The organism is Salinicola sp. DM10 (assembly GCF_017306975.2).
Lineage (GTDB): Bacteria > Pseudomonadota > Gammaproteobacteria > Pseudomonadales > Halomonadaceae > Salinicola.
The window spans coordinates 365,427-387,446 of record NZ_JAFLEN020000003.1 but is presented as its reverse complement, the minus strand read 5'-3'; the positions used below and the strand labels follow the sequence as shown (position 1 = coordinate 387,446).

Sequence of the window (22,020 nt, the reverse complement as noted above, 5' to 3'; positions counted from 1 at the left end):
CTACTTGAGCCCGGCTTGTTTCCTGATGGCGTTGATCGTGCCGATCTTCATGTCCTTCTTGGGGTGAGGAACCGGCACGGCTCCTGGCTTCGTTGGGTGTTTGAAGACGTGGTGGCTACCTCGGATGCGGTCCAGCACCCAGCCATCGGCTTCCAACTCCTTGATCAGGTCTCTGCTTTTCACCTCCCGCCCCTGTTGCCGTATGTATGGGTCAATCTTATAACTCTGGGCGTATCTTTCCAATTTTTTATGCGCCCAGGGTTATCTTTTCTAGCCCGTATCGATCTCGAGCGAGAGTGTGGTGATGTAGCCGGTGTCGCTCATGTCGTGCACGACCTCGGTGATCAGCCAGGGCGTGGCATCGATCTACGCCCGCACCTCACAGCCGATCCCACATCGAAGAGCGGCCGCGCGCGGTACCCCCGCCGCGTCCCCGCGCTTTGTCGCCGTGGAAGAGGCGTAATGATTCGGCCGGATACAGGGGCACTACGGTCTTTCGCACTCCATAAACCCCAGCTGTACCGACCTGACTCAGGCCGGCCATGTTTCCGTCCAATGCCAGGGCAGCAGAGAGCGGAGACAGTCTTGCGCACAGGGTCGGCAGGGTTTCGAAAACAGACTGCAGATACTCGTAGGGTGAAAGACCATTGGCCCTGACTATCTCGATCGGGCTGTAGATCACTGCGTTGGTCTGAGCACCGCTCTAAGTATGTCCGAAGCGTCTCCCCCTTTCGGCTAGTTGGCGCGATACCACGTTGACGTTAACGTTAATCGATCTCTATGGTCATGTCGTCCTGTGCGGCATCGCGCCACGCGCGCCTCCCGCAGCGCTGACAACGCACACAATCATAACAACGCGGCTCCGGCGTGCCTGCGCCACGAGTCCCCGACACAAGGGCCTGGCACCATGAGTACCCTGGCTATCGTCATCTCGCTGATCCTGCTGATCGTACTCGCCTATCGCGGTATCACCGTGCTGCTGCTGGCGCCGCTGATGGCGTCACTGGCGGTGCTGCTCTCCGGTGATGGCGGGCTGCTGCTGCCGATCTACACCGATACCTTCATGAAGGCGCTCGGCGGCTATCTGATCAAGTTCTTCCCGCTGTTCATCCTGGGCGCACTGTTCGGCCAGCTGATGGCCGACTCCGGCGCCGCGCACGCCATCGCGCGCTGGATCATCAAGCGCCTCGGCACCCGCCACGTGGTGCTGACCGTGGTGCTGGCCTGCGCCATTCTCACCTATGGCGGCGTGTCGCTGTTCGTGGTGGCGTTCGCGGTCTTCCCCATCGGGGCGGCGCTGTTCCGCGAGACCGGAACGCCCAAGCGGCTGATCCCCGGCGCCATCGCCCTGGGCTCGTTCACCTTCACCATGACCGCGCTCCCCGGCACGCCGGCGATCCAGAACGCGATCCCGATTCCGTTCTTCCACACCACCAGCTTCGCCGCGCCCGGGCTCGGCATCATCGCCGGGGCGATGATGCTGGGGCTGGGTACCTGGTGGCTGCAGTCTCGGGCGAGCCGGGCAGCGCGCCGGGGCGAGGGCTACGGCCATCACCCCGACGAGCAGATCGAGCCTCTCGAGACCGCGGCCGGCGTACCCGAGATCGGCACCCTGGCCGCCTTCACCCCGCTGGTGATGGTGATCGGCCTCAACGCCCTGCTGACCTACGCCATTCTGCCCGGTCTCGACTTCTCCGGGCTGCCGGAGGCGCGCTTCGGCACCCTCGACCCCGGCGCCATGCTCGGGCTGTGGGCGATCATCATCGCGCTGCTGGTGTCGTGCGCCTGGCTGATCGTCAGCCGCTGGCGCCACTGGGCGGATCTCAAGGGCACCATCAACAAGGGCTGCTTCGGCTCGATGCTGCCGGTGTTCAACACTGCCTCCGAGGTCGGCTACGGCGCGGTGATCGCCAGCCTCGCCGGTTTCGTGGTCATCCGCGATGCGGTGCTGAGCCTGGCGCCGGGCAACCCGCTGATCTCCGAGGCGGTGTCGATGAACGTGCTGGCGGCGGTCACCGGCTCCTCCTCCGGCGGCATGAGCATCGCCCTCAGCGTGCTCGGCGACGACTATCTGCGCATGGCCAATGCGGTCGGTCTCAATCCCGAGCTGATGCACCGGGTCGCCACCATCGCCGCCGGCGGCATGGACACCCTGCCCCACTCCGGCGCGGTGATCACGCTGCTGGCGATCTGCGGCCTCACCCACCGCCAGGCCTACCCCAACATCGCCATGGTCACCATCGTGGTGCCGATGATCACGCTGGTCGCGGTGATCACCCTGGGCACCCTGTTCGGGAGTTTCTGAGCCGATGAACGATGCCCACCCCAGCGCACTGCTGACAGCAGGGCTCGACTACGACCGCCTCCACGCCACCTTCGCGTGGGAGATGCCGGCGCGCTTCAACATCGCCAGCGTCTGCTGCGACCGCTGGGCGGAAGACCCCGAGCGCCTGGCGATGATCGAGATCGGTGACGATGGCAGCGCCCGCGAGATCACCTTCGCCGAGCTCCAGCGCGGTGCCAACCGGCTGGCCAACAGCCTGGTCGCCCAGGACGTGCAGCCCGGCGACCGGGTCGGGGTGCTGCTGCCCCAGCGCCACGAGACCGCGCTGGTGCATCTGGCCTGCTTCAAGCTGGGGGCGATTTCGGTGCCGCTGTTCAGCCTGTTCGGCCCCGAGGCGCTGCTCCACCGGCTCGCCGACTGCGACATGCGCGCCATCGTCAGCGATGCCCGCGGCCTGGCGACGCTCGACGAGATCCGCCTCCAGCTACCCGCGCTGCAGGCGATCTACACCGTCGATGGCGTGCCCGAAGCGGGTCGGCCGACCTCTGACGCGCTCGACTTCCACGCCGAGCTAGCCGCTGCCAGCGACGCCTTCGTCACCCGCGACACCCATCCCGACGAGCCGGCGCTGATCATCTACACCTCCGGCACCACCGGCAGCCCCAAGGGCGCGGTGCACGGCCACCGGGTGCTGCTGGGGCATCTGCCGGGGGTGGAGATGTCCCATAACCTGCTGCCGCAGCCCGGTGACCGCCTGTGGACGCCGGCCGACTGGGCCTGGATCGGCGGCCTGCTCGACGTGCTGCTGCCGGCGCTCTACCACGCGGTGCCGATCGTCGCCCACCGCATGCTCAAGTTCTCGCCGGAGGCGGCGTTCGCGCTGATCGAGCGCCACCGCGTGCGCAACCTGTTCCTGCCGCCGACCGCGCTAAAGCTGATGCGCCGGGTCGAGCAGCCGCAACGCCGCTGGCAGCTCGACGTGCGCAGCGTCGCCAGCGGTGGCGAGTCGCTGGGGGAGGCGCTGCTGGCGTGGGGACAGGAGACCTTTGGGCTCACCATCAACGAGTTCTACGGCCAGACCGAGTGCAACATGGTGCTCTCGGCCTGCGCGGCGCTCGGCGTGCACCGCCCGGGGGCGATCGGCAAGGCGGTACCGGGGCACGAGGTGGCGATCGTCGACGCCGAGGGTAGGCGGCTCGCCGACGGCGAGACCGGGCATATCGCAGTGCGCGCGCCGGACCCGGTGATGTTTCTGCACTACTGGCAGAAGCCGGAGGCGACCGCGGCCAAGTTCGCCAGCGAGTGGCTGCTGACCGGCGACATGGGCCGGCGCGATGCCGAGGGCTACTTCAGCTTTCTCAGTCGCGATGACGACGTCATCACCAGCGCCGGCTATCGCATCGGCCCCGCGCCGATCGAGAACTGCCTGCTGGGCCATCCGGCGGTACGCATGGCCGCCGTGGTAGGCAAGCCTGACGAGCTGCGCACCGAGATCGTCGCCGCCTACGTGGTGCTCGCCGAAGGCTGGGACGCTTCCCCGGCGCTGGTGGAGACGCTGCAGCAGCACGTGCGCTCGCGCCTGGCGGCCCATGAGTACCCGCGCGAGATCCACTTCGTCGACGAATTCCCGATGACCGCCACCGGCAAGATCGTGCGCAAGGCACTGCGAACGCTGGATCATGACGAGAGAACGCTGGATCGCGACGAGACCCCATGAACACGCCCCTTGCGAGCCCTGGAGTGATCGCATGAACTTTGTCGGCAACGCCTTCGACGAGATCGCCGTCGATGACACCTTCGGCCAGACCCTGACCATCACCGAAGCGCATATCGTCCAGGCCTGTGGTCTGTTCGGCGACTTCAACCCGCTGCACAGCAACGACGCCTTCGCCCAGCAGACGCGCTTCGGCCAGCGCATCCTGCACGGGCCGATGACCTCGGCCTACATGACCGCCTCTATCGGCATGTACTTCTATGCCACCGCAGTCGCCTATCTGGCGCACGACTGCCGCTTTCTGGCCCCGGTCTTCGCCGGTGACACCCTGACCACCGAGTGGCGCATCGCCGAGCTGATCGCCAAGCCCCACCATCAGGGCGGCATCGCGGTGCTGGCGGGGCACTGCCGCAACCAGCGCGACGAGCTCGTCGCCGAGGCCGACGGCAAGATCCTGCTGCTGGATCGGGCGGCGGTCCCGGGGGAGGCTGGGCGGGCCTAGATCTTTCTCGAAGAGCCTAGACCATGGTCGAGGGGCTCTGGCCCTATCTGAATATTGACGTTAACGTCAACGTATAAAGCCGAGAGCGCCTGCGAGCCATGGCCCGCGACCCCGCGTTCTTGCCTATCGACAGCGGAGGATCATCCGATGCACGCCCCCTACACCGAGCTCGATTTCGGCCTCGACGACGAGTTGAACATGCTGCGCGAACAGGTCAACGCCTTCGCCCGCGACGAGATCGCCCCGCGCGCGGCCCAGATCGACCACGACAACGCCTTCCCCGCGGACCTGTGGCAGAAGTTCGGCGACATGGGCCTGCTCGGCATCACCGTGGCCGAAGCAGACGGCGGCAGCGGCATGGGCTATCTGGCCCACTGCATCGCCATGGAGGAGATCTCCCGGGCCAGCGCCTCGGTGGGGCTCTCCTACGGCGCCCACGCCAACCTCTGCGTCAACCAGATCAAACTCAACGCCACCGACGAGCAGAAGGCCAAGTACCTGCCCAAGCTGATCAGCGGCGAGCACGTGGGGGCGCTGGCGATGTCCGAACCCGGCGCCGGCTCGGATGTGGTCTCGATGAGCCTGCGCGCCGACAGGCAAGGCGACCACTACGTGCTCAACGGCAACAAGATGTGGATCACCAACGGCCCCGACGCCGACGTGCTGGTGGTCTACGCCAAGACCGACCCGGAGGCCGGCGCCAAGGGCATCACCGCCTTTCTGATCGAGAAGGGGTTCGCCGGTTTCTCTACCGCGCAGAAGCTCGACAAGCTGGGCATGCGCGGCTCCAACACCTGCGAGCTGGTGTTCGAGGAGTGCCAGGTGCCGGCGGAGAACGTGCTGGGCGAGGAGAACCGCGGCGTGCGCGTGCTGATGAGCGGGCTCGACTACGAGCGCACGGTGCTCGCCGCCGGCCCGATCGGGATCATGCAGGCGTGTCTGGACGTGGTGGTGCCCTACGTTCACGAGCGCAAGCAGTTTGGCCAGGCGATCGGCGAGTTCCAGCTGATCCAGGGCAAGCTCGCCGACATGTACACCACGCTCAACGCCTGCCGCGCCTATCTCTACGCCGTGGCCGGCGCCTGCGACCACGGCCGGGTCAGCCGCAAGGACGCCGCCGGGGTGATCCTCTACTGCGCCGAGAAGGCGACCCAGATGGCGCTGGATGCCATCCAGCTGCTCGGCGGCAACGGCTATATCAACGAGTACCCCACCGGGCGGCTGCTGCGTGACGCCAAGCTCTACGAGATCGGCGCCGGCACCAGCGAGATCCGGCGGATGCTGATTGGCCGAGAACTGTTCTCCGAATCGGCGTAGGAGGGTCGCATGGCCATACTGAGTAGCCAGATCAACCCCCGCGCCGAGGCCTTCCAGGCCAATGCCCAGGCGCTGCGGGCGGAGGTCGACAAGCTCCACGCGCTGAGCGCCGAGATCGCCCGGGGCGGCGGCGACAAGGCCCGCGCCCGGCACGAGTCCCGCGGCAAGCTGTTCGTGCGCGAGCGCATCGACCAGCTGCTCGACGAGGGCGCGGCCTTTCTCGAGATCGGCGCGCTGGCGGCGCATGAGGTCTACGACACCCCGGTGCCCGCCGCCGGGGTGGTCGCCGGCATCGGCCGGGTCAGCGGCGTGGAGTGCGTGATCGTCGCCAACGACGCCACGGTCAAGGGCGGCACCTACTTCCCGCTGACGGTGAAGAAGCACCTGCGCGCCCAGGAGATCGCCCGCAAGCACCGCCTGCCCTGCCTCTATCTGGTCGACTCCGGCGGCGCCTACCTGCCGGAGCAGGACGAGGTCTTCCCCGACCACGACGACTTCGGCCGCATCTTCTACAACCAAGCCACGCTCTCCGCCGCCGGCATCCCGCAGATCGCGGTGGTGATGGGCTCGTGCACCGCCGGCGGCGCCTACGTGCCGGCGATGGCCGATGAATCGATCATCGTGCGCCACCAGGGCACCATCTTTCTCGGCGGCCCGCCGCTGGTGAAGGCCGCCACCGGTGAGACCATCAGCGCCGAGGATCTCGGCGGCGCGGACGTGCACGCAAAGATCAGCGGCGTGGTCGACCACTATGCCGAGAACGACGCCCATGCGCTGCAGCTCGCCCGCCGCGCGATCTCCCGGCTCAACTGGCGCAAGCGCGGCGAACTGGCGCTGCGCGAATCCCGCCCGCCGAGGCTCGACCCTTCGGAGCTCTACGGCATCGTCGGCACCGACCTGCGCAAGCCGTATGACGTGCGCGAGGTGATCGGGCGGCTGGTGGACGACTCCGACTTCGACGAGTTCAAGCGCTATTACGGCGACACCCTGGTCACCGGCTTCGCCCACTGGTGCGGCCACCCGGTGGGTATCGTCGCCAACAACGGCGTGCTGTTCTCGGAGTCCGCGCAGAAGGGCGCGCACTTCATCGAGCTGTGTGCCCAGCGCCAGATCCCGCTGATCTTTCTACAGAACATCACCGGCTTCATGGTCGGCTCCAAGTACGAGCAGGAGGGCATCGCCAAGCACGGCGCCAAGCTGGTTACCGCCGTGGCCTGCGCCAAGGTACCCAAGTTCACTGTGCTGATCGGCGGCAGCTTCGGCGCCGGCAACTACGGCATGTGCGGCCGCGCCTATGACCCCAACCTGCTGTTCATGTGGCCCAACGCGCGCATCTCGGTGATGGGCGGCGAACAGGCCGCCAACGTGCTGGCGCAGGTGAAACGCGAGCAGATGGAGCGCGACGGCAGCGACTGGCCGGAAGACGAGGAAGCCGCCTTCAAGGCGCCGATCCGCGAACAGTACGAGCGCCAGGGCCACCCGTACTACGCCAGCGCCCGGCTGTGGGACGACGGCGTGATCGACCCGTTGCAGACCCGCGATGTGATCGGCCTGGCACTCTCCGCCGCAATGAACGCAGAGATCGAAGAGACGCGTTTCGGCGTCTTCAGGATGTAATCCTAAAGGGGCTGCGCTCGCCACCTTTAGCTGATAGAGGGAAACGGCTAAATGAGCACCCATCACTGCCAACTGGATATCGATGCCCGCGGCGTCGCGCGGCTGACGCTGGACCGCCCCGCGGTGCACAACGCCTTCGACGACGCCTTGATCGCCGCGCTCAATGCCCATCTCGAGCGCCTCCGCGCCCTGGCTGCGAGCGGCGAGGTGCGGGTGGTGGTGCTCGGCTCCCACGGCAAGCACTTCTCCGCCGGGGCGGATCTCGCCTGGATGAAGCGCATGGTCGACTACAGCGTCGACGACAACCTGGCCGACTCGCGCCAGCTCTCGCGCCTGATGCACGGGCTGGACACTCTGCCCTGCCCTACGCTCTGCCGAGTGCAGGGCGCGGCCTACGGTGGCGCGGTGGGGCTGGCCGCCTGCTGCGATCTGGTGATCGCATCAATGGCGGCGCGCTTCTGCCTCTCCGAGGTCAAGATCGGCCTCTCGCCGGCGGTGGTCGGGCCCTATGTCCAGCGCGCCATCGGCGCCCGCCAGATGCGCCGCTATGCGCTGACCGCCGAGGTGATCGACGCCGCCAGCGCCCGCGAGCTGGGGCTAGTGCACCAGGTGGTGAATGGCGACGCGCTGGATGAAGAGATCGACCGCCAGATCGACACCCTGCTCGCCGCCTCCCCCCAGGCCCAGCGCGCCACCAAGGCGCTGCTCGCGCAGATCGCCCGCGAACCGGAGAGCGACGCCACCCGCGAGGCCGCGTGCCGCACCATCAGCGAGCTGCGGGTCAGCGCCGAAGGCCAGGAGGGACTGGCCGCCTTCTTCGACAAACGCCCGCCCGCCTGGCTCGCGGCCAGCGGCGGCGACAAGGAGCCGCGCTCATGAGTCTCGCCACTGCGCCCCGCCCGCTGCGCGCCGTGCTGATCGCCAACCGCGGCGAGATCGCCTGCCGGGTGATCCGCACCGCGCGGCGCCTCGGCCTGCGTACCATCGCGGTCTATTCGGATGCCGACGCCCGCGCCCGCCACGTGCGCGAGGCCGACGAAGCGATCCGCCTCGGCCCGCCGGCGGCCGGCGAGAGCTATCTCGCTATCGACAAGGTCATCGCCGCCGCCCAACGCAGCGGCGCCGACGCCATTCATCCGGGCTACGGCTTTCTCTCCGAGAACGCCGAGTTCGTCGCCGCCTGCGACGCCGCCGGGCTAGTCTTCATCGGCCCGCCGGCCAGCGCCATCGCCGCCATGGGCGACAAGGCCGCGGCCAAGGCGCGCATGGCCAGCGCCGGCGTACCGCTGGTGCCCGGCTATCACGGCGAAGCGCAGGACGACGCCCTGCTGCGGGAAGAGGCCGGCAAGATCGGCTACCCGGTGCTGCTCAAGGCCAGCGCCGGGGGCGGCGGCAAGGGCATGCGGGTGGTCGAGTCCGAGCGTGAGTTTCAGGCGGCGCTGGATGGCTGCCGCCGCGAATCCCGCGCTGCCTTCGGCGATGAGCGCATGCTGATCGAGAAGTATCTGACCCAGCCGCGCCATGTCGAAGTACAGGTGTTCTGCGACAGCCTCGGCGCCGGCGTCTACCTGTTCGAGCGCGACTGCAGCGTGCAGCGGCGCCACCAGAAGGTGCTCGAAGAGGCCCCCGCACCGCACCTGCCCGAAGCGCTGCGCCGCGAGATGGGCGAGGCCGCGGTGCGCGCCGCCCAGGAGATCGGCTATGTCGGCGCCGGCACGGTGGAGTTCCTGCTGGATGCCGCCGCCGAGACCACGCAGGAGCACGGCTCACCGTTCTACTTCATGGAGATGAACACCCGGCTGCAGGTCGAGCACCCGGTCACCGAGATGATCAGCGGTGAGGATCTGGTCGAGTGGCAGCTACGGGTCGCCGCCGGCCTGGCGCTGCCCAAGGCGCAGCACGAACTGACGCTCACCGGCCACGCCATCGAAGCGCGGCTCTATGCCGAAGACCCGGACAACGACTTCCTCCCCGCCACCGGCAAGCTCCTGCGTTTCGCGCTGCCGCTGGCGAGCGACGATTCGCACGGGCGAATCCGCCTGGATAGCGGCGTCGAGGCCGGCGATATGGTGACCATGCACTACGACCCGATGCTGGCCAAGCTGATCGTCCACGGCGAGGATCGCGGCCAGGCCCTGGCCGACATGGCCCGCGCCCTGGCCGCGCTGGATATCAGCGGCGTGACCACCAATCGCCGCTTCCTGCAGCGGCTGGTGACCCACCCGGACTTCATCGCCGCCGAGCTGAATACCCGCTTTATCGAGCACCATCACGAGGCGCTGTTCGCCGCGCCCCGCGCCACCGACGCCGATATCGCCCGCGCGGCCCTGGTTGCCATAGATCGGCTCGCCATGAATCAGCTTACGAGGGATCAGTTCGCCGAGAACCACACTGACAGGGTGCCGCGCGCCGACGACCCCTGGCAACGTCGCGACGGCTGGCGGCTCAACGCGCCGCGCCGGCTGCGGCTCGCCTTCCAGGAGACCGATGGCAGCGGCACGTATGAGGTGATCGCCACTCAGGGACTAATACAGGGTCTGGCACAGGGACTGACACAAGAACCAGCACAGGCGACCTGGCAGCTTCAGGTACAGCGCGGCGGAGAGGAGACGAGCCGGCTCGCCGGGCAGTGTCAGCGCCTCGACAACGACACCCTGGCGCTCACCCTGGATGGCCATCGCCAGCGCCTTTTCGCCCGGCTCGACCCGGCCAGCGAAGGCGACGCCATCGTGCTCACCGCCGCCGGTCAAGAGTCGCGCCTGATCTGGCGCCGCGCCGACCGTGCCGACCATCTGCCGCAAGAGACCGAAGCCAAGCTGACCGCGCCGATGCACGGCACCGTGGTCGCGCTGCTGGTCGAACCTGGCCAGACGGTGGAGAAAGGTACGCCGCTGGTGGTGGTGGAAGCGATGAAGATGGAGCACACCCTGAGCGCCCCCGCCGACGGCGCGGTGGAAGCCTTCCATGTCGCGGTGGGCGACGCCGTGGCCCAGGGAGATGAGCTGCTGGCTTTCACCAATGCCGAGGCGATGGCCAACGCCGACGCCGACACGAACGGGGACAGCTGACATGGCAATGCCGAAGCACGTCAGTATCGTCGAAGTCGGCCCGCGGGACGGGCTGCAGAACGAAGCCGAGCCCATCACCACCGCCGCCAAGCTGGAGCTGATCGAGCGGCTCGGCTCGGCGGGGCTCAAGCGGATCGAAGCGGCGAGTTTCGTCTCGCCCAAATGGGTGCCGCAGATGGCGGATCACCGCGAGGTAATGACCGGCATTCGCCGCCGGCCGGGGGTGGTCTACTCCGCGCTCACGCCCAACCTCAAAGGGCTGGAAGCCGCACTCGAGTGCGGCGTCGAGGAGGTCGCCGTCTTCGCAGCGGCCAGCGAAGCCTTCTCCCACAAGAACATCAACTGCTCGATTGCCGAATCGCTGGCGCGCTTCGAACCGGTGGTCGAACGCGCCCGGGAAGCTGGCGTGCGCGTGCGCGGCTATGTCTCCTGCGTGCTTGGCTGCCCCTACGAAGGCAACATCGCCCCGCAGCGGGTCGCCGAGGTCTCCCGGGCGCTGTACGCGATGGGCTGCTATGAAATCTCGCTGGGCGACACCATCGGCGTCGGCACCCCGCTCGCGGCCAAGCGCCTGCTCGACGCCGTGGGCCGGGATATCCCCAGGGACAACCTCGCCGCCCACTTCCACGACACCTACGGCCAGGCGCTGGCCAACCTCTACGCCGTGCTCGAAGAGGGCATCAGCGTGATCGACAGCGCCGTCGCCGGGCTCGGCGGCTGCCCCTACGCCAAGGGCGCCACCGGCAACGTTGCCACGGAAGACGTGATCTACCTGCTCAACGGCCTTGGCATCCACAGCGGCGTGGATCTGGATAACTTGGCAGAGACAGGGGTGTGGATAACACAGACCATTGGCAAGCCAAATCGGTCGAAGGTGGGGGTGGCGCTGGCGGCGAAGCGAACGAGCCGCTGAAAGCAAAAGGCCCCGAGTCAGTGATTTGACTCGAGGCCTAAGATTATCCGTTGGAAGTGGCACATCACTTTGTTCAATGCAGCTTTTCGAAGACTTCCGGGTGCTGCTCCGCGATGCGCAGTAGTGCTATTGCCGGCCCTTGCGGCTCCCGCCGCCCCTGCTCCCAGTCCTGAAGCGTTCGCACGCTGACGCCCATCAAACCCGCGAAGGCGGATTGCGACAGCTTCAGCTTCAGTCGGATCGTTTTCGGCGGCGAAGGTGCCGAGAGTTCCTGCGTTCGCAGCGCCAGCTTGCCTTTCTTGAACTGCTTGATTTCCTGGATGCCTTCGAGAATTTCGGCTCCAATATCTCTATCAGGCATTTTTGATCGCCTCCGCTATCTGCTTGAGCATATGCCCAGGGATACTCGCACGCTCCGATTTACCGTAAAGCGTCAGCATCCATATCTCGTGATCGGATTTCTTCCAATAGTAAATGGCCCTGATACCGCCGCTCTTGCCGGAACCGGTTGGGGCCCACCGAACCTTACGAACACCCGCCGAGCCTTTGATGAGATCGCCGGCATCCGGCTTCTGCAACAGATACGTTTGCAGCCCACGATACTCTTCGTCCGTGAGGTAGCTCGGCAACAGCTTGGTGAACGTTGAGGTTTCGATGAATAGCATTGCAGGAGTGTACGGCATCGCCGTATGGATATCAAAAACAGGGGTGAATTCGACGCACTGGCTCGGCATCGGCGTGGCGCCGCGCTAGTCATTCATGGATCAATCGCTCTAGACCCCGCGATCTAGCTGGGATTGGAGCGCGAGAGACAACTCGACATAGGTTCGTGCTGCCTCTTTCGCCGGCTCCAGATCACGAGCCACCTCGCGACGCAGACGCCGCAGCTCGTGATACAGCGTCACCTGCGGCTGATCGATCAGCCCTGCCCGCACCAGCAGTTCCGGTAGCCGAGCCGCTGATACCTCGCCCGGGCTCCTATCGCCGCTTTCCCGTGACGACAGCGACGCGCGGGCCGCGCGCTCCAGTCGGGTCCATGCCTCCAGAATCGCCGTACGGGGATGCCGCTCGGCCAGCTCGGTGAGAAACGTCTCCTCCTCACCGCCACGCACACCGACGACGTCACTGGGACCTGGCGACAGCGAGCGCAACTGTTCTAGGTCATGCTCGAACTCAGCCTCGATGGGCCCGGCCCGCAGCTTCTTGATGAAGGACCCAAACTGCAGGATCTGGTCGCGGAAGAGAAGCGCAAGAATCAGAGCGAACACCGGCCAGGCCAGCGACCGGACGAGGCTCGAAATGAACGTCAGCCAATCCATCGTCAGTACTCGGTTGATCCCGCGTGCATGAGTCTAGTCTAGGCAATAGCTGCCACGTCAGACATTTACCGAACATAGCCATTTCTTTTTAGTTACTTCTTTGCCTTGGCAACTGTGCTTGTTTTTTTTAATTTCTACGCTCAGTGCATGATTTTTCCGAATCTATGCAAACCAAGTTCCTTGCTGACATGCTGTATTTTATATCCCACATAAAGATTACTAAACATACCCACATCCGGCAGGCGGGAAAATATTTCTGAAACCATAACTTTCAGGTCAATAATTTTATTACTGTTAATATCTACACCATAATGCTTTATAAAACCCCCATGCTCATCATGCAGAAGAGAGTCATTTGCTTGCGTGAGAGATATCAAACTAATGCTTTTAACAAGCCTTTTCGTTCTGGTTTAGGATTCCGGTCGCCATCTGGCTGCTATAGGCCGGCGGTATTACATTCGCGACTGACGCTCCGTTTCAGGCACCTAAAAAAGAGGCGCACCAAATCCAATTCCGCTACAAAAACCTGCTTCACTTATGCGGATCGCTTAGAACTGGTTCTTATAAAAATCCCGTCAAATGCCAACCTGAAGTCGTGCATCTCGGTACCGTCTTACGACTATATACCGGGGTGACCCACACCAAATAACTGGCTTGCCCGTTCTGGCGTAATAGCAAGTTCCCGCCACTAAGATATGAGCACCTGTAAGGTCTTCCAGATCATTTACACCGAACATTTTCAGAAACTCGTCCACGACATCATCAAAGATAGCGACACTGACCCCTTGGTGACGATCTGAAGAGTTCAACCATAGTTTCCCGTCTGCCGTCATGCCGGCCGATGCGATAGGCCCCCAATATAGCATCTGACGTTCAGAATGCCTTTCAGTCGTTATGTCCATAAACCCTGCGACGACATCCCTAACCGCACCAGACACCAACACTTCCTCGTCTTTGCGGTAAAGGATTAATTGCCTATTGGAATTGCGGAACATTGGGCTCTGAACAAGCCTCAGAAGTATCCTTCTCATCGTAAACTGCTGCGCAGTCTCTCTCTCGCCGCCAGGCACGACAAAAGCTCTGCCGCCTGATCCAACACCCGGCGTCGGCGGGTGCTGGAGCTCATTCACATCAATCTGTCCGCCATGCTCTTGGTCGAGATGGACAATTATGCTGTCACCAGCATTGAGTTCTTCTTCCTGAGTAGTTGCATCATCACGTTGTTCACCTATTGCTACATACTCAACTCGCAGCCCACAATTATCCATATGATGAGCACAGAAATGAGGGGGGCGACCGTGTCTACTCGCCCTACGGAACCAAGCAAATTCGCCGCACTCGGCACACACGAGATTACGGCGCATATTCTCCAAATTGGGCTCAAGCAGAACGGAGAAATGCTCGGCTTCCCATACTTTATTATCAATCGTGCATCTTGCGTGCTGCATTTAGCATTACTCCTACATTCGTCCTGGTATATAACGTCCGCGTAGTAGGCAAGAGCTTGCGAACGTCCTAATTGACGCGTTTTTTAGGTGCATTCACTTTATCACTCTGCTCTCTATCATTAACTGCTTTCCTTTTTTAGTCAGCCGCCAAAACAAAGCCATGCCACCTTGGGTGGTTTTGTTGTAAGACGTAGTGATTAAGCCATATGCTTCTAACTGTATCGTAACAGTCTTAAACTCCTGATCGTTAATGCTTATAGTCGATCCGGATTTTCCCTCTCTCTCTAGCAAGCTAGCCGCCAATTTACGTTTAACAAGACCATCATTCGGATTTTCCACTAGATAAGGAGCTATAAGAGCAAACAAATTTCTCCATGTTATGGTAGAAGAAAACAAATATTCTTGGCTAATAGAAGAACCGCGTCGCCGAATGTAGTACGAACCATTGATGGTGAACTCAGAATCGATATCTGCAATCCCTTTGATATCGGCGGCTTGTTGGACACCTAGTTCGTTTACTGTATTTTGAAGCTCAGCATTTTGCTTTCTTAGCTGATTAATATCAGAGAGGATATCTTCACTTGCCGCATGATTAGCCCTAACCCAACCAACGGCAGGGTACATTTTTATAGTTTTAGTTAGACTGAGTGCTACAAGGCCGGGAAGCTCAGATGCTGCTTGCCAAAACTTAACTAATCTCCCCGTCATGACTTTGTCTTTAAAGGCGAAGAGTTTTTCTCTAAGCTCTGGGTCCGTCTCTGACTTACCAAAAGGGATATTGTCTGGGGCGCCATGAATCAAAGCAACAACTTTAAGACCTTGATCAACAGCATAATCAAACTCCTTTTCCGTATAACTAATTCCATCATCTGTTGTTGAACCGTAACGCCCACCTATGACCAGTAAATAGTAGTCGCAATCGTCGATTACTTTTTTAATAAAGTTCCATTGCTCTTCATCGGCAGCTGGAAATAACTCCATCCCTGCCGGAATACAGTCCATCTCCATAAGAGCTTGAATTACATGCTGCCTTTCATTTTTCAAATCAGCATATGTTGAGCTTACAAAAACCTGATATCTTTTATCCATGAGATCTCGTAGTTGATAGGTTCACCTAACAGGTATTAGATAGTCTGCTCGTTTTGCCACTTGTACAAGCTCGCGCGTTTAATCGACCTATCTAGCCAGGCACTTTGCGCTTAACTTATTTATTTAAAAGAAGCCTCGGGATAATTAGGCGTGTTTTGCAGAATTCGCGTGCTCGCGCGTTTTGCTCGGTCCAATATGACTGCGCATAGATACAGTCATATAGCGGTGGGTCGTCCGACTGGCTTTTTGGTGAAGGCAACCACGCTACCGCCAGCCATGGAGGATGAAGATGGTTACCATCTCCCCAGCGCGGCTGTCCCTTGTGAGCTTGTGGCGCTGTAGGCCATCTCTTGTGCTGTTCTACGCACAGTAACCAAGCATTACATTAGAGACAACGCCACGAAAGCATTAATCAGTCGTGGCGTCAGAGGGAGGGGCGCTGGTGCGTCGAAAACCGAGGATTATTTAGGAGGTGGGGAGTGTCACTGGCTGCTTGGCATAACGAGAGAGGCCAGATTCAAGAACGCTCGGCTTCCTTCAATTCGCCCAGCGCACTCTGGCACCGCGCTTCGACCTGATCGAGTTCGCGCTGCATGGCGCGGATGTCTTCCAGCTGGCGTTCGAGGTTGGCGCGCTTGTCGGCGAGGATTTCGAGCATGCGTTCGAGCTGGCGCACGCTGCCGTGGTTGCGGTCGTCGTAGAGATCGAGCACTTCGCGTATCTCGATCAACGAGAAGCCGAGGCGTTTGCCACGCAGGGCGAGTTTGAGGCGCACACGGTCCTTGTCGCGATAGACGCGGGTCTTGCCACGGCGCTCGGGGGAGAGCAGGCCTTCCTGCTCGTAGAAGCGGATGGTGCGGGTGGTGACGTCGAACTGCTGCGCGAGTTCGCCAATGGCGTAGGTTGGGCCGGACACGGGCATTGCCTGTTGTTAACTTTTCTTCACCCTACCGGGATTTGACCTTAACGTGAAGATCAACCAAGGCAGGGTGTGCTGCCGATGTTTCTAGTGGGGGCATGCCACTCAGAACAGGGATTCCTGCCGGTCACCGGCGAACTCGGCCAGCGGGGGTAGCGCAACCCGCTCGGCGAGCCGGCTGTAGCACTGTCGCGCCAGCTCCGGCGCCTGGCGATTATCCGGCGTATGCACAAAGAGAAAAGGGGTTTTCCCCTGTTTTATCCACAGGCTAAGCCGTTCTATCCACGGCGCGAAGCGCGCTGCATTGATCGCTTCATCGAAGTGGCCGATGAAGCGCACGACAGGGTTGACCGCCGTGGAGAGCACGTGTAGTGGGACTTTCGGCTTTTCGCCTTGAGCGGCTGCGAGCTTTTTGTCAAGCCCCGCGGGGGTGGCAAATAGCGCGCGAACATCGAGCATCACGCGATCCACGTCTTGACTTATCAACAAGCGGTTGAGTGACTGTTCTGCCAACCCCTTGTGGAAAAATTCAAGCTCCCGCACTTCTACCGCGCAGGGCAGGCCCGGCGGCCAGCGCGAGAGTAGCTGCGCCAGCGCCGGCAGTTCGGCGTGGCCGAAATCCCGCGGCAGTTGCACCATCAGCGGGCCGAGCCGATCCGCCAACGGGCCGAGGCCCTCGACGAAACGGACGAACTCGTCGTCGATCTCACGCAGACGCTTGGCGTGGGTCAGCTGGCCCGGCAGCTTGAAGCAGAAGCGAAAGGTCGAAGGCGCCTGCGCGGCCCAGGCGGCGATGGTCTCCGCCTTGGGCAGGCCGCTGTAGAAGGTGGTGTTGCCCTCCACCGCGTTGAACACCCGGGCGTAGTCGGCCAGGCCCGCGTCACCGTGGGCCGGCAGCAGGCTGCCGCGCCAGTCGTTGTTGGCCCACATCGCCATGCCCAGGTAGAGCGGCGGCTGGGGTGTCTCCGCGAGGGTCATCGGTCAGCGCAGGCGCTCGGCGTGCAGGGTCACCGTCGGCGAGACGATATCGTGCTGGGCGCTGATCATCGCCAGTTCGCGGGTGCCCGCGCGGCGGGTGTGTTCGAACAGCATCTGCACCGCGGCGGCGGTCTGCTCCAGCGCCCGCGCCGGGCCTTCGTCGCCGAGCCCGGCGCGCAGGCTCTGGGCCAGGAACATGGCGGCGGTGAAGTCGCCCGCGCCGTTGGGCGGAATGGCGAAGTCGACCTTGGGCGTGGCGATGCGCCAGCTGCCGCCGGCGGCATCCACCAGCATGCCGATATGGCCGGCGTCGTCGTCCGCCACCTCGAGCGAGGTGACCAGCACCACCCGCGGGCCCTGGGCCCGCAGCGCCGCGGTGGCGGCGAGGGCATCGTCCAGGGTGTGAATCTCGCGCCCGGCGAGAAAGCCGAGTTCGAACTGGTTGGGGGTGACGATATCGGCGCGGCGAATGGCGTGATCGCGCATCCATTCGGGAATTCCCTCGCGCACGAAGAAGCCGCGGCCGACATCGCCCATCACCGGGTCGCAGCAGTAGAGCGCCTCGGGGTTGGCCTGCTTGACCCGGTCGACGCTATCGAGCACCGCGCGGCCGATGCCTTCGTCGCCCATGTAGCCGGAGAGCACCGCATCCACGCCGCCGAGGCCGACCAGCGATTCGACCCCGTCGAGCACATTCCGCAGGTGAGCGGGCGAGAACACCTCGCCGGTGAAGGCGCCGTAGCCGGTGTGGTTGGAGAACTGGACCGTGTTGATGGCGGTGACTTCCAGCCCCAGCCGCTGCAGTGGGAAGACCGCGGCGCGGTTGCCGACATAGCCGTAGGCGACGTGGCTCTGGATGGAGATGACATGGGTCATGGCGCGTTCCTACCGCGGGGAAAAAGCACAGTGTAATGCCCCAAATGAACGAGGGGCAGGGCTAGGCCTCGGCACGGCGGCGTCTCGACGCTGGCAGGCGGTGGCGATATGCTCGCGAAGTGGCGACCTAGGCCCCGCCGCGCCGCCACCTTACCGTGTTCAAGGATCGAAACCGTATGCTGTCAGCCGAGCGCGCCGCCGCTTCTCCTTCCGCGTTGTCTTTACCCGCGTCGTCTTCCCCAGCGCTGCCTTTTTCCGCGTCGTCTTGCCCGCTATCGGCGTCTCTTTCGGCGCCTCGCTCGCGCTGCCGGCCGGTGGTGGCGCTGCGCCGGCATGCGGCACTGCTGGGGAGCCTGCTGCTGGCGCTGGTGGTGGCCGGCTGCAGCAGCGCGCCGATCACCAGTGTGGCACCGAGCGGCGATGCCGAGACCCGGGTCGAGCGCCAGGATCGCGTCACCAGTTGGCAGCACCTCCCCGGCTGGAGTCGGGATCAGCCGATGGCAGCGTGGAGCGCCTTTCGCGAAAGCTGCACCCGGCTGGCGCGCAAGCCGCTGTGGCGCGGGGTGTGCGCCGATGCCAAGTCGGTCGACCCGCTCAACGCCCAGGCGATTCAGCACTTCTTCGAGACCCGCTTCACGCCCTACCGGGTGACCAACAGCGACGGCAGTTCCACCGGGCTGATCACCGGCTACTACGAGCCTATCCTGCGCGGCTCGCGGGTGCGTGGCGGCCCCTACCAGACGCCGCTCTACGAGTATCCGAAGTACTGGAAAAAGCACACCCACGTCGGCCCGACCCGCCGCGAGCTGATGCGTAGCGGCGACCTCAACGGTACCGAGCTGGTATGGGTCGATGACCCAGTAGAGGCGGCCTATCTACAGATCCAGGGCTCGGGGCGCATCGAGATGACCGATGGCACCACCATGCGCGTGGCCTACGCCGGCACCAACAACCAGCCGTTTCGCTCCTTCGCCAAGCGGCTGATCGACCGCGGCGAGATCACCCCCGCCGAGGCCACGCTGCCCGGCGTGCGCGCCTGGGCCCGGCGCCACCCGAGCCAGGTGGAAGAGATGCTCAACGTCAATCCGCGCATGGTGTTCTTCCGCGAGCTGACCGGCGACCAGGCGCTCTCCGACAGCAGCGGCCCGGTTGGCGCGCTGGGGGTGCCGCTCACCTCGGAGCGCAGCATCGCGGTGGACCCCAGCGAGATCCCGCTCGGCGCGCCGGTATTTCTCTCCACCACCCAGCCGCTCTCGCAGCAGCCGCTGCAACGCCTGATGGTGGCGCAGGATACCGGCAGCGCGGTGAAGGGTGCGGTACGCGCGGACTTCTACTGGGGCCACGGTGACGCCGCCGGCGAGGCCGCCAGCCGCATGAAGCAGCGCGGCGAGATGTGGGTGCTGATGCCCAAGTGAGCGGAAACACGCTCGGCCCTGCCGTGCCGGGCGTTCCGCGACCCGGCGACGGCGGGGCTCCCCTCAAAGGCCGGAAAACGCCTTGCGCACGCGCAGCGCGGCGATGATCTGGATCACCCCGTAGATCAGCGCGACGACGCCGATCCACAGTGCGGTGGCCACCAGGCCGCTCAGCGGGCTGGCGATCAGCAGGATACCCAGCAGCAGTGCCAGCACCCCGCTGAGCACGGTCCAGCCCTCGCCGGGGGCGGTCCAGCCCTGGCCCGGCACCGGGCGGCGAATGCGCAGCGCGAGCAGCAGGCGGAACACCCCGGCGATCACCAGCCAGATGCCCACCAGCACCAGCAGTGCGCTGGCCATGGAGAGCGGGTCGAAGATCGCGAGCAGGCCGAACAGCACCGAGAACAGCGCATAACCGATCAGCCAGCCCTTGCCGGCGCCACGATAGGCGGTGGCCGTGGTCATCAGCGTGGTGATGCCTTCCGCCAGCGCCAGGATGCCCATGATCCAGGTCAGCGCGGCGATCGCCCCCAGCGGCTTGAAGATCGCGATCGCACCGAAGATCACCGCGACCACACCGAACGCCATCAGGATGATCCAGCTACGCCCGATCAGACTTCTCGTTGCCATCTTTCACTCCCCTCGTGACTGCTGAAACAGGGTATCCCTGAGTATCAAGGCTTGCTGATATGTCCGCCTGCCGCCACGCTAGAGGTGCCGCGATGGGCGGTCTCAACGGCCCAGCCTGCAGGCTGACACTCAAAAGATAGTCCGATACCGGAGCCAGCTCGATGATCGCCAAGACTCACACCGCCGACGCGCCACTCGCCATGGTCACCGGCGCCACCGCCGGGCTGGGGCTGGAGACCGCCAAGGGCCTGGCGGCAGCGGGCTATCGCGTGGTGATCGCAGCGCGCAGCGAAGAGCGCGGGCGCCTCGCCTGCCACGCCGTGCGGTCGCAGCATCCGCACGCGCAGGTGCGCTTCGAGCTGCTCGATCTCGACTCGCTGGACTCCGTACGTGCCTTCGCCGAGCTGCTGCGCCAACAAGAAAAGTCGCTGGCCCGATTGATCAACAACGCCGGCCTGCTCGCCCCGCCCAGCCGTGAGACCACCCGCGACGGCTTCGAGCGTCAGTTCGGGGTCAACTACCTGGGTCACTTCCTGCTCACCAGCCTGCTGCTGCCGCTGCTGCTGGCCGCTGGCCCGGCCACCCCGGCCCGCGTGGTCCAGCTTTCCAGCCTGGCCCACCGCAGCGGCCGGATCGACTTCGACAATCTCGACGCCGCGCGCGACTACGATCCCTGGCGCGGCTATCGTCAGTCCAAGCTGGCCATGCTGCTGTTCGCCCAGGCGCTGGCGCGGCGCAGCGAGGCCGAGGGCTGGCCGCTGGTGAGTGTCGCCGCGCACCCGGGGCTATCGCGCACCGCGCTGTTCGACAGCGGCGTGAAGAGCCGCCCGCTGCTGGGGCGCACTTTCAAGCTGCTGCTGCCGCTGATCAGCCAGTCCGCCGCCGACGGCGCCCGGCCCACGCTGCATGCGGCCCTCGCCGAGGATGTCCACAACGGCGACTACTTCGGCCCCAACGGGCTCGGCGAGACCCGAGGTGCGCCCAAGCCCGCCCACCGTAGCGAGGCCGCCCGAGACCGCGCGGTGGAAGAACGGCTGTGGCAGGTCTCCTGCGAGCTGACCGGAGCGAGCTGGCAGCAACACGGCTAGAACATCCGGAATGCTCCCAGCCCGGATGCCTGCCGTGCCAGCGACATCGGGGATGGGGGATGGGGGATGGGGGATGGGGATAATCCATTTCCACACACTAAATTCGTTATGTTATAACATAAAAAAACTGATCGACATCGAGTCCCCCCATGCTCGCGCCAGCCCCGATTCCCGAGGACTACGCCGAATGGCGCCACTGCATCACCGTGGCCTGCGGCATCGCGCTGACACCGCGCTATATCGCGACCCGGCTGCAGGCGTTGAACGATCCGCGTGACTACCACACCCAGCAGCTTCTGGCGCACTACGGCCAGGCGCATCATCGACGCCTGATCGCCTGGTTCGAGCGTGCCGCCCGCGAATCAACCACTCAGGAAGCCTGACGCCATGACCCAGACCCCAGAGGCCACCTCGGCATCCACGCCGGCAGCGGGGACTATACGCAGCGTGGCCCAGTGCGAAGCCGGCGCCACGCGCACGCTCCAGCGCTGGGCCGAGGCCATCTCGCGTGCCGATGCCACCGCGCTGCTGGCGCTCTACGCCGATGACGCCATCCTGGTGCCGACCGTCTCCAACGCCATCCGCGGAACCCAGGCCGCGCGCGAGGATTACTTTCGTGACTTTCTCTCCCGCGAAGGGCTCGACTGCGAGCTGGGAGAATACGCCCGCCGGGTCAGCCACAAGCTGGGCACCGTGGTGGTGGGCGGGCATTACTTCTTCCGCTACCGCGACGGGGGTGAGCGGATCACTATTCCGGCACGTTTTCTGTTCACCTTCGAGGAGATCGAGAGCGAGTGGAAGATCACCTCGCATCACTCGTCACAACTGGCATGACACGACCTG

Annotated in this window: 22 protein-coding genes; 12 read left to right on the top strand and 10 right to left on the bottom strand. The window is 64.1% G+C overall.

What is annotated here, in order from left to right; all coding sequences use genetic code 11:
* Positions 1–183, bottom strand: a complete 183-nt coding sequence (locus J0A90_RS13345; protein ID WP_207036655.1) for a type II toxin-antitoxin system HicA family toxin — start codon at positions 181–183, stop codon at positions 1–3.
* Positions 184–907: 724 nt separating this feature from the next.
* Here J0A90_RS13345 and J0A90_RS13340 point away from each other — a divergent pair.
* The 8 genes from J0A90_RS13340 (at position 908) to J0A90_RS13305 (ending at position 11,415) form a co-directional block, all read left to right on the top strand.
* Positions 908–2,305 (top strand): GntP family permease, encoded by a 1,398-nt coding sequence (locus J0A90_RS13340; protein WP_233076779.1) that lies wholly within the window; start codon positions 908–910, stop codon positions 2,303–2,305.
* Positions 2,306–2,309: 4 nt separating this feature from the next.
* Positions 2,310–4,001: an acyl-CoA synthetase gene (locus J0A90_RS13335; protein WP_207036653.1), complete on the top strand. Its 1,692-nt coding sequence runs from the start codon at positions 2,310–2,312 to the stop codon at positions 3,999–4,001.
* A 31-nt stretch (positions 4,002–4,032) separates the two neighbouring features.
* Entirely contained in the window at positions 4,033–4,500 is a 468-nt protein-coding gene (locus J0A90_RS13330; protein WP_207036651.1) for a MaoC/PaaZ C-terminal domain-containing protein, read from the top strand.
* 147 nt (positions 4,501–4,647) lie between these two features.
* Complete coding sequence (locus tag J0A90_RS13325) at positions 4,648–5,817, top strand: isovaleryl-CoA dehydrogenase (RefSeq protein ID WP_207036649.1); 1,170 nt, start codon at positions 4,648–4,650, stop codon at positions 5,815–5,817.
* A 9-nt stretch (positions 5,818–5,826) separates the two neighbouring features.
* Positions 5,827–7,434 (top strand): carboxyl transferase domain-containing protein, encoded by a 1,608-nt coding sequence (locus J0A90_RS13320; RefSeq protein ID WP_207036647.1) that lies wholly within the window; start codon positions 5,827–5,829, stop codon positions 7,432–7,434.
* A 51-nt stretch (positions 7,435–7,485) separates the two neighbouring features.
* Positions 7,486–8,313, top strand: a complete 828-nt coding sequence (locus J0A90_RS13315) for an enoyl-CoA hydratase-related protein (RefSeq protein WP_207036645.1) — start codon at positions 7,486–7,488, stop codon at positions 8,311–8,313.
* Positions 8,310–10,502 carry an acetyl/propionyl/methylcrotonyl-CoA carboxylase subunit alpha gene (locus J0A90_RS13310; protein WP_207036625.1) on the top strand — a complete coding sequence of 731 codons (2,193 nt, stop codon included), beginning with the start codon at positions 8,310–8,312 and terminating at the stop codon, positions 10,500–10,502. The genes J0A90_RS13315 and J0A90_RS13310 overlap by 4 nt, the downstream gene beginning before the upstream one ends.
* Position 10,503: 1 nt before the next feature.
* Positions 10,504–11,415, top strand: coding sequence for a hydroxymethylglutaryl-CoA lyase (locus tag J0A90_RS13305; RefSeq protein WP_207036623.1), 912 nt, complete (start codon positions 10,504–10,506; stop codon positions 11,413–11,415).
* Positions 11,416–11,488: 73 nt separating this feature from the next.
* On the opposite strand, the gene J0A90_RS13300 is transcribed toward J0A90_RS13305, so the two are convergent.
* The 8 genes from J0A90_RS13300 to pdxY all read right to left on the bottom strand — a co-directional run bounded on the left by J0A90_RS13300 (position 11,489) and on the right by pdxY (position 18,044).
* Positions 11,489–11,776: a DNA-binding transcriptional regulator gene (locus J0A90_RS13300; RefSeq protein WP_207036621.1), complete on the bottom strand. Its 288-nt coding sequence runs from the start codon at positions 11,774–11,776 to the stop codon at positions 11,489–11,491.
* On the bottom strand, positions 11,769–12,080 hold the full coding sequence (locus J0A90_RS13295; protein ID WP_051896297.1) for a transcriptional regulator: 312 nt from the start codon (positions 12,078–12,080) through the stop codon (positions 11,769–11,771). The genes J0A90_RS13300 and J0A90_RS13295 overlap by 8 nt, the downstream gene beginning before the upstream one ends.
* Positions 12,081–12,188: 108 nt before the next feature.
* Positions 12,189–12,734: a hypothetical protein gene (locus J0A90_RS13290; protein ID WP_207036619.1), complete on the bottom strand. Its 546-nt coding sequence runs from the start codon at positions 12,732–12,734 to the stop codon at positions 12,189–12,191.
* A gap of 575 nt (positions 12,735–13,309) precedes the next feature.
* Entirely contained in the window at positions 13,310–14,182 is an 873-nt protein-coding gene (locus tag J0A90_RS13285) for a hypothetical protein (protein WP_207036617.1), read from the bottom strand.
* Positions 14,183–14,275: 93 nt separating this feature from the next.
* A complete protein-coding gene (locus J0A90_RS13280) occupies positions 14,276–15,271 on the bottom strand; it encodes a DUF4062 domain-containing protein (protein ID WP_207036616.1) in 996 nt (331 codons plus the stop codon).
* A 517-nt stretch (positions 15,272–15,788) separates the two neighbouring features.
* Positions 15,789–16,193, bottom strand: coding sequence for a MerR family DNA-binding transcriptional regulator (locus J0A90_RS13275; RefSeq protein WP_207036614.1), 405 nt, complete (start codon positions 16,191–16,193; stop codon positions 15,789–15,791).
* Between the two features lie 102 nt (positions 16,194–16,295).
* Positions 16,296–17,168 carry a DUF72 domain-containing protein gene (locus J0A90_RS13270; protein WP_207036611.1) on the bottom strand — a complete coding sequence of 291 codons (873 nt, stop codon included), beginning with the start codon at positions 17,166–17,168 and terminating at the stop codon, positions 16,296–16,298.
* Between the two features lie 3 nt (positions 17,169–17,171).
* On the bottom strand, positions 17,172–18,044 hold the full coding sequence (gene pdxY / locus J0A90_RS13265; RefSeq protein WP_035475467.1) for a pyridoxal kinase PdxY: 873 nt from the start codon (positions 18,042–18,044) through the stop codon (positions 17,172–17,174).
* 314 nt (positions 18,045–18,358) lie between these two features.
* Between pdxY and J0A90_RS13260 the strand changes: the two genes are divergently transcribed.
* Positions 18,359–19,459, top strand: coding sequence for an MltA domain-containing protein (locus tag J0A90_RS13260; RefSeq protein WP_233076773.1), 1,101 nt, complete (start codon positions 18,359–18,361; stop codon positions 19,457–19,459).
* Between the two features lie 63 nt (positions 19,460–19,522).
* Here the strand turns inward: J0A90_RS13260 and J0A90_RS13255 are convergent, their stop codons facing one another.
* Positions 19,523–20,089, bottom strand: a complete 567-nt coding sequence (locus J0A90_RS13255; RefSeq protein WP_207036607.1) for an HdeD family acid-resistance protein — start codon at positions 20,087–20,089, stop codon at positions 19,523–19,525.
* Between the two features lie 161 nt (positions 20,090–20,250).
* On the opposite strand from J0A90_RS13255, the gene J0A90_RS13250 reads away from it, so the two are divergent.
* The 3 genes from J0A90_RS13250 (at position 20,251) to J0A90_RS13240 (ending at position 22,011) form a co-directional block, all read left to right on the top strand.
* Complete coding sequence (locus tag J0A90_RS13250; protein WP_233076771.1) at positions 20,251–21,177, top strand: oxidoreductase; 927 nt, start codon at positions 20,251–20,253, stop codon at positions 21,175–21,177.
* A gap of 149 nt (positions 21,178–21,326) precedes the next feature.
* Positions 21,327–21,560: a hypothetical protein gene (locus J0A90_RS13245; RefSeq protein ID WP_207036603.1), complete on the top strand. Its 234-nt coding sequence runs from the start codon at positions 21,327–21,329 to the stop codon at positions 21,558–21,560.
* 4 nt (positions 21,561–21,564) lie between these two features.
* The gene (locus J0A90_RS13240; RefSeq protein ID WP_207036601.1) at positions 21,565–22,011 is read left to right on the top strand and encodes a nuclear transport factor 2 family protein; all 447 of its coding nucleotides are present in this window, start codon (positions 21,565–21,567) and stop codon (positions 22,009–22,011) included.
* Positions 22,012–22,020 lie beyond the last annotated feature (9 nt).

Excerpts from the sequence above, each read along its gene's own strand:
- J0A90_RS13320 (WP_207036647.1), top strand. The coding sequence starts at position 5,827 with ATGGCCATACTGAGTAGCCAGATCAACCCCCGCGCCGAGGCCTTCCAG.
- J0A90_RS13315 (WP_207036645.1), top strand. The coding sequence starts at position 7,486 with ATGAGCACCCATCACTGCCAACTGGATATCGATGCCCGCGGCGTCGCG.
- J0A90_RS13255 (WP_207036607.1), bottom strand. The coding sequence starts at position 20,089 with ATGGCAACGAGAAGTCTGATCGGGCGTAGCTGGATCATCCTGATGGCG.
- J0A90_RS13245 (WP_207036603.1), top strand. The coding sequence starts at position 21,327 with ATGCTCGCGCCAGCCCCGATTCCCGAGGACTACGCCGAATGGCGCCAC.
- J0A90_RS13240 (WP_207036601.1), top strand. The coding sequence starts at position 21,565 with ATGACCCAGACCCCAGAGGCCACCTCGGCATCCACGCCGGCAGCGGGG.
- J0A90_RS13300 (WP_207036621.1), bottom strand. The coding sequence starts at position 11,776 with ATGCCTGATAGAGATATTGGAGCCGAAATTCTCGAAGGCATCCAGGAA.
- J0A90_RS13325 (WP_207036649.1), top strand. The coding sequence starts at position 4,648 with ATGCACGCCCCCTACACCGAGCTCGATTTCGGCCTCGACGACGAGTTG.
- J0A90_RS13340 (WP_233076779.1), top strand. The coding sequence starts at position 908 with ATGAGTACCCTGGCTATCGTCATCTCGCTGATCCTGCTGATCGTACTC.
- J0A90_RS13305 (WP_207036623.1), top strand. The coding sequence starts at position 10,504 with ATGGCAATGCCGAAGCACGTCAGTATCGTCGAAGTCGGCCCGCGGGAC.
- pdxY (WP_035475467.1), bottom strand. The coding sequence starts at position 18,044 with ATGACCCATGTCATCTCCATCCAGAGCCACGTCGCCTACGGCTATGTC.
- J0A90_RS13335 (WP_207036653.1), top strand. The coding sequence starts at position 2,310 with ATGAACGATGCCCACCCCAGCGCACTGCTGACAGCAGGGCTCGACTAC.
- J0A90_RS13295 (WP_051896297.1), bottom strand. The coding sequence starts at position 12,080 with ATGCTATTCATCGAAACCTCAACGTTCACCAAGCTGTTGCCGAGCTAC.
- J0A90_RS13285 (WP_207036617.1), bottom strand. The coding sequence starts at position 14,182 with ATGCAGCACGCAAGATGCACGATTGATAATAAAGTATGGGAAGCCGAG.
- J0A90_RS13330 (WP_207036651.1), top strand. The coding sequence starts at position 4,033 with ATGAACTTTGTCGGCAACGCCTTCGACGAGATCGCCGTCGATGACACC.
- J0A90_RS13270 (WP_207036611.1), bottom strand. The coding sequence starts at position 17,168 with ATGACCCTCGCGGAGACACCCCAGCCGCCGCTCTACCTGGGCATGGCG.
- J0A90_RS13250 (WP_233076771.1), top strand. The coding sequence starts at position 20,251 with ATGATCGCCAAGACTCACACCGCCGACGCGCCACTCGCCATGGTCACC.
- J0A90_RS13310 (WP_207036625.1), top strand. The coding sequence starts at position 8,310 with ATGAGTCTCGCCACTGCGCCCCGCCCGCTGCGCGCCGTGCTGATCGCC.
- J0A90_RS13280 (WP_207036616.1), bottom strand. The coding sequence starts at position 15,271 with ATGGATAAAAGATATCAGGTTTTTGTAAGCTCAACATATGCTGATTTG.
- J0A90_RS13275 (WP_207036614.1), bottom strand. The coding sequence starts at position 16,193 with ATGCCCGTGTCCGGCCCAACCTACGCCATTGGCGAACTCGCGCAGCAG.
- J0A90_RS13290 (WP_207036619.1), bottom strand. The coding sequence starts at position 12,734 with ATGGATTGGCTGACGTTCATTTCGAGCCTCGTCCGGTCGCTGGCCTGG.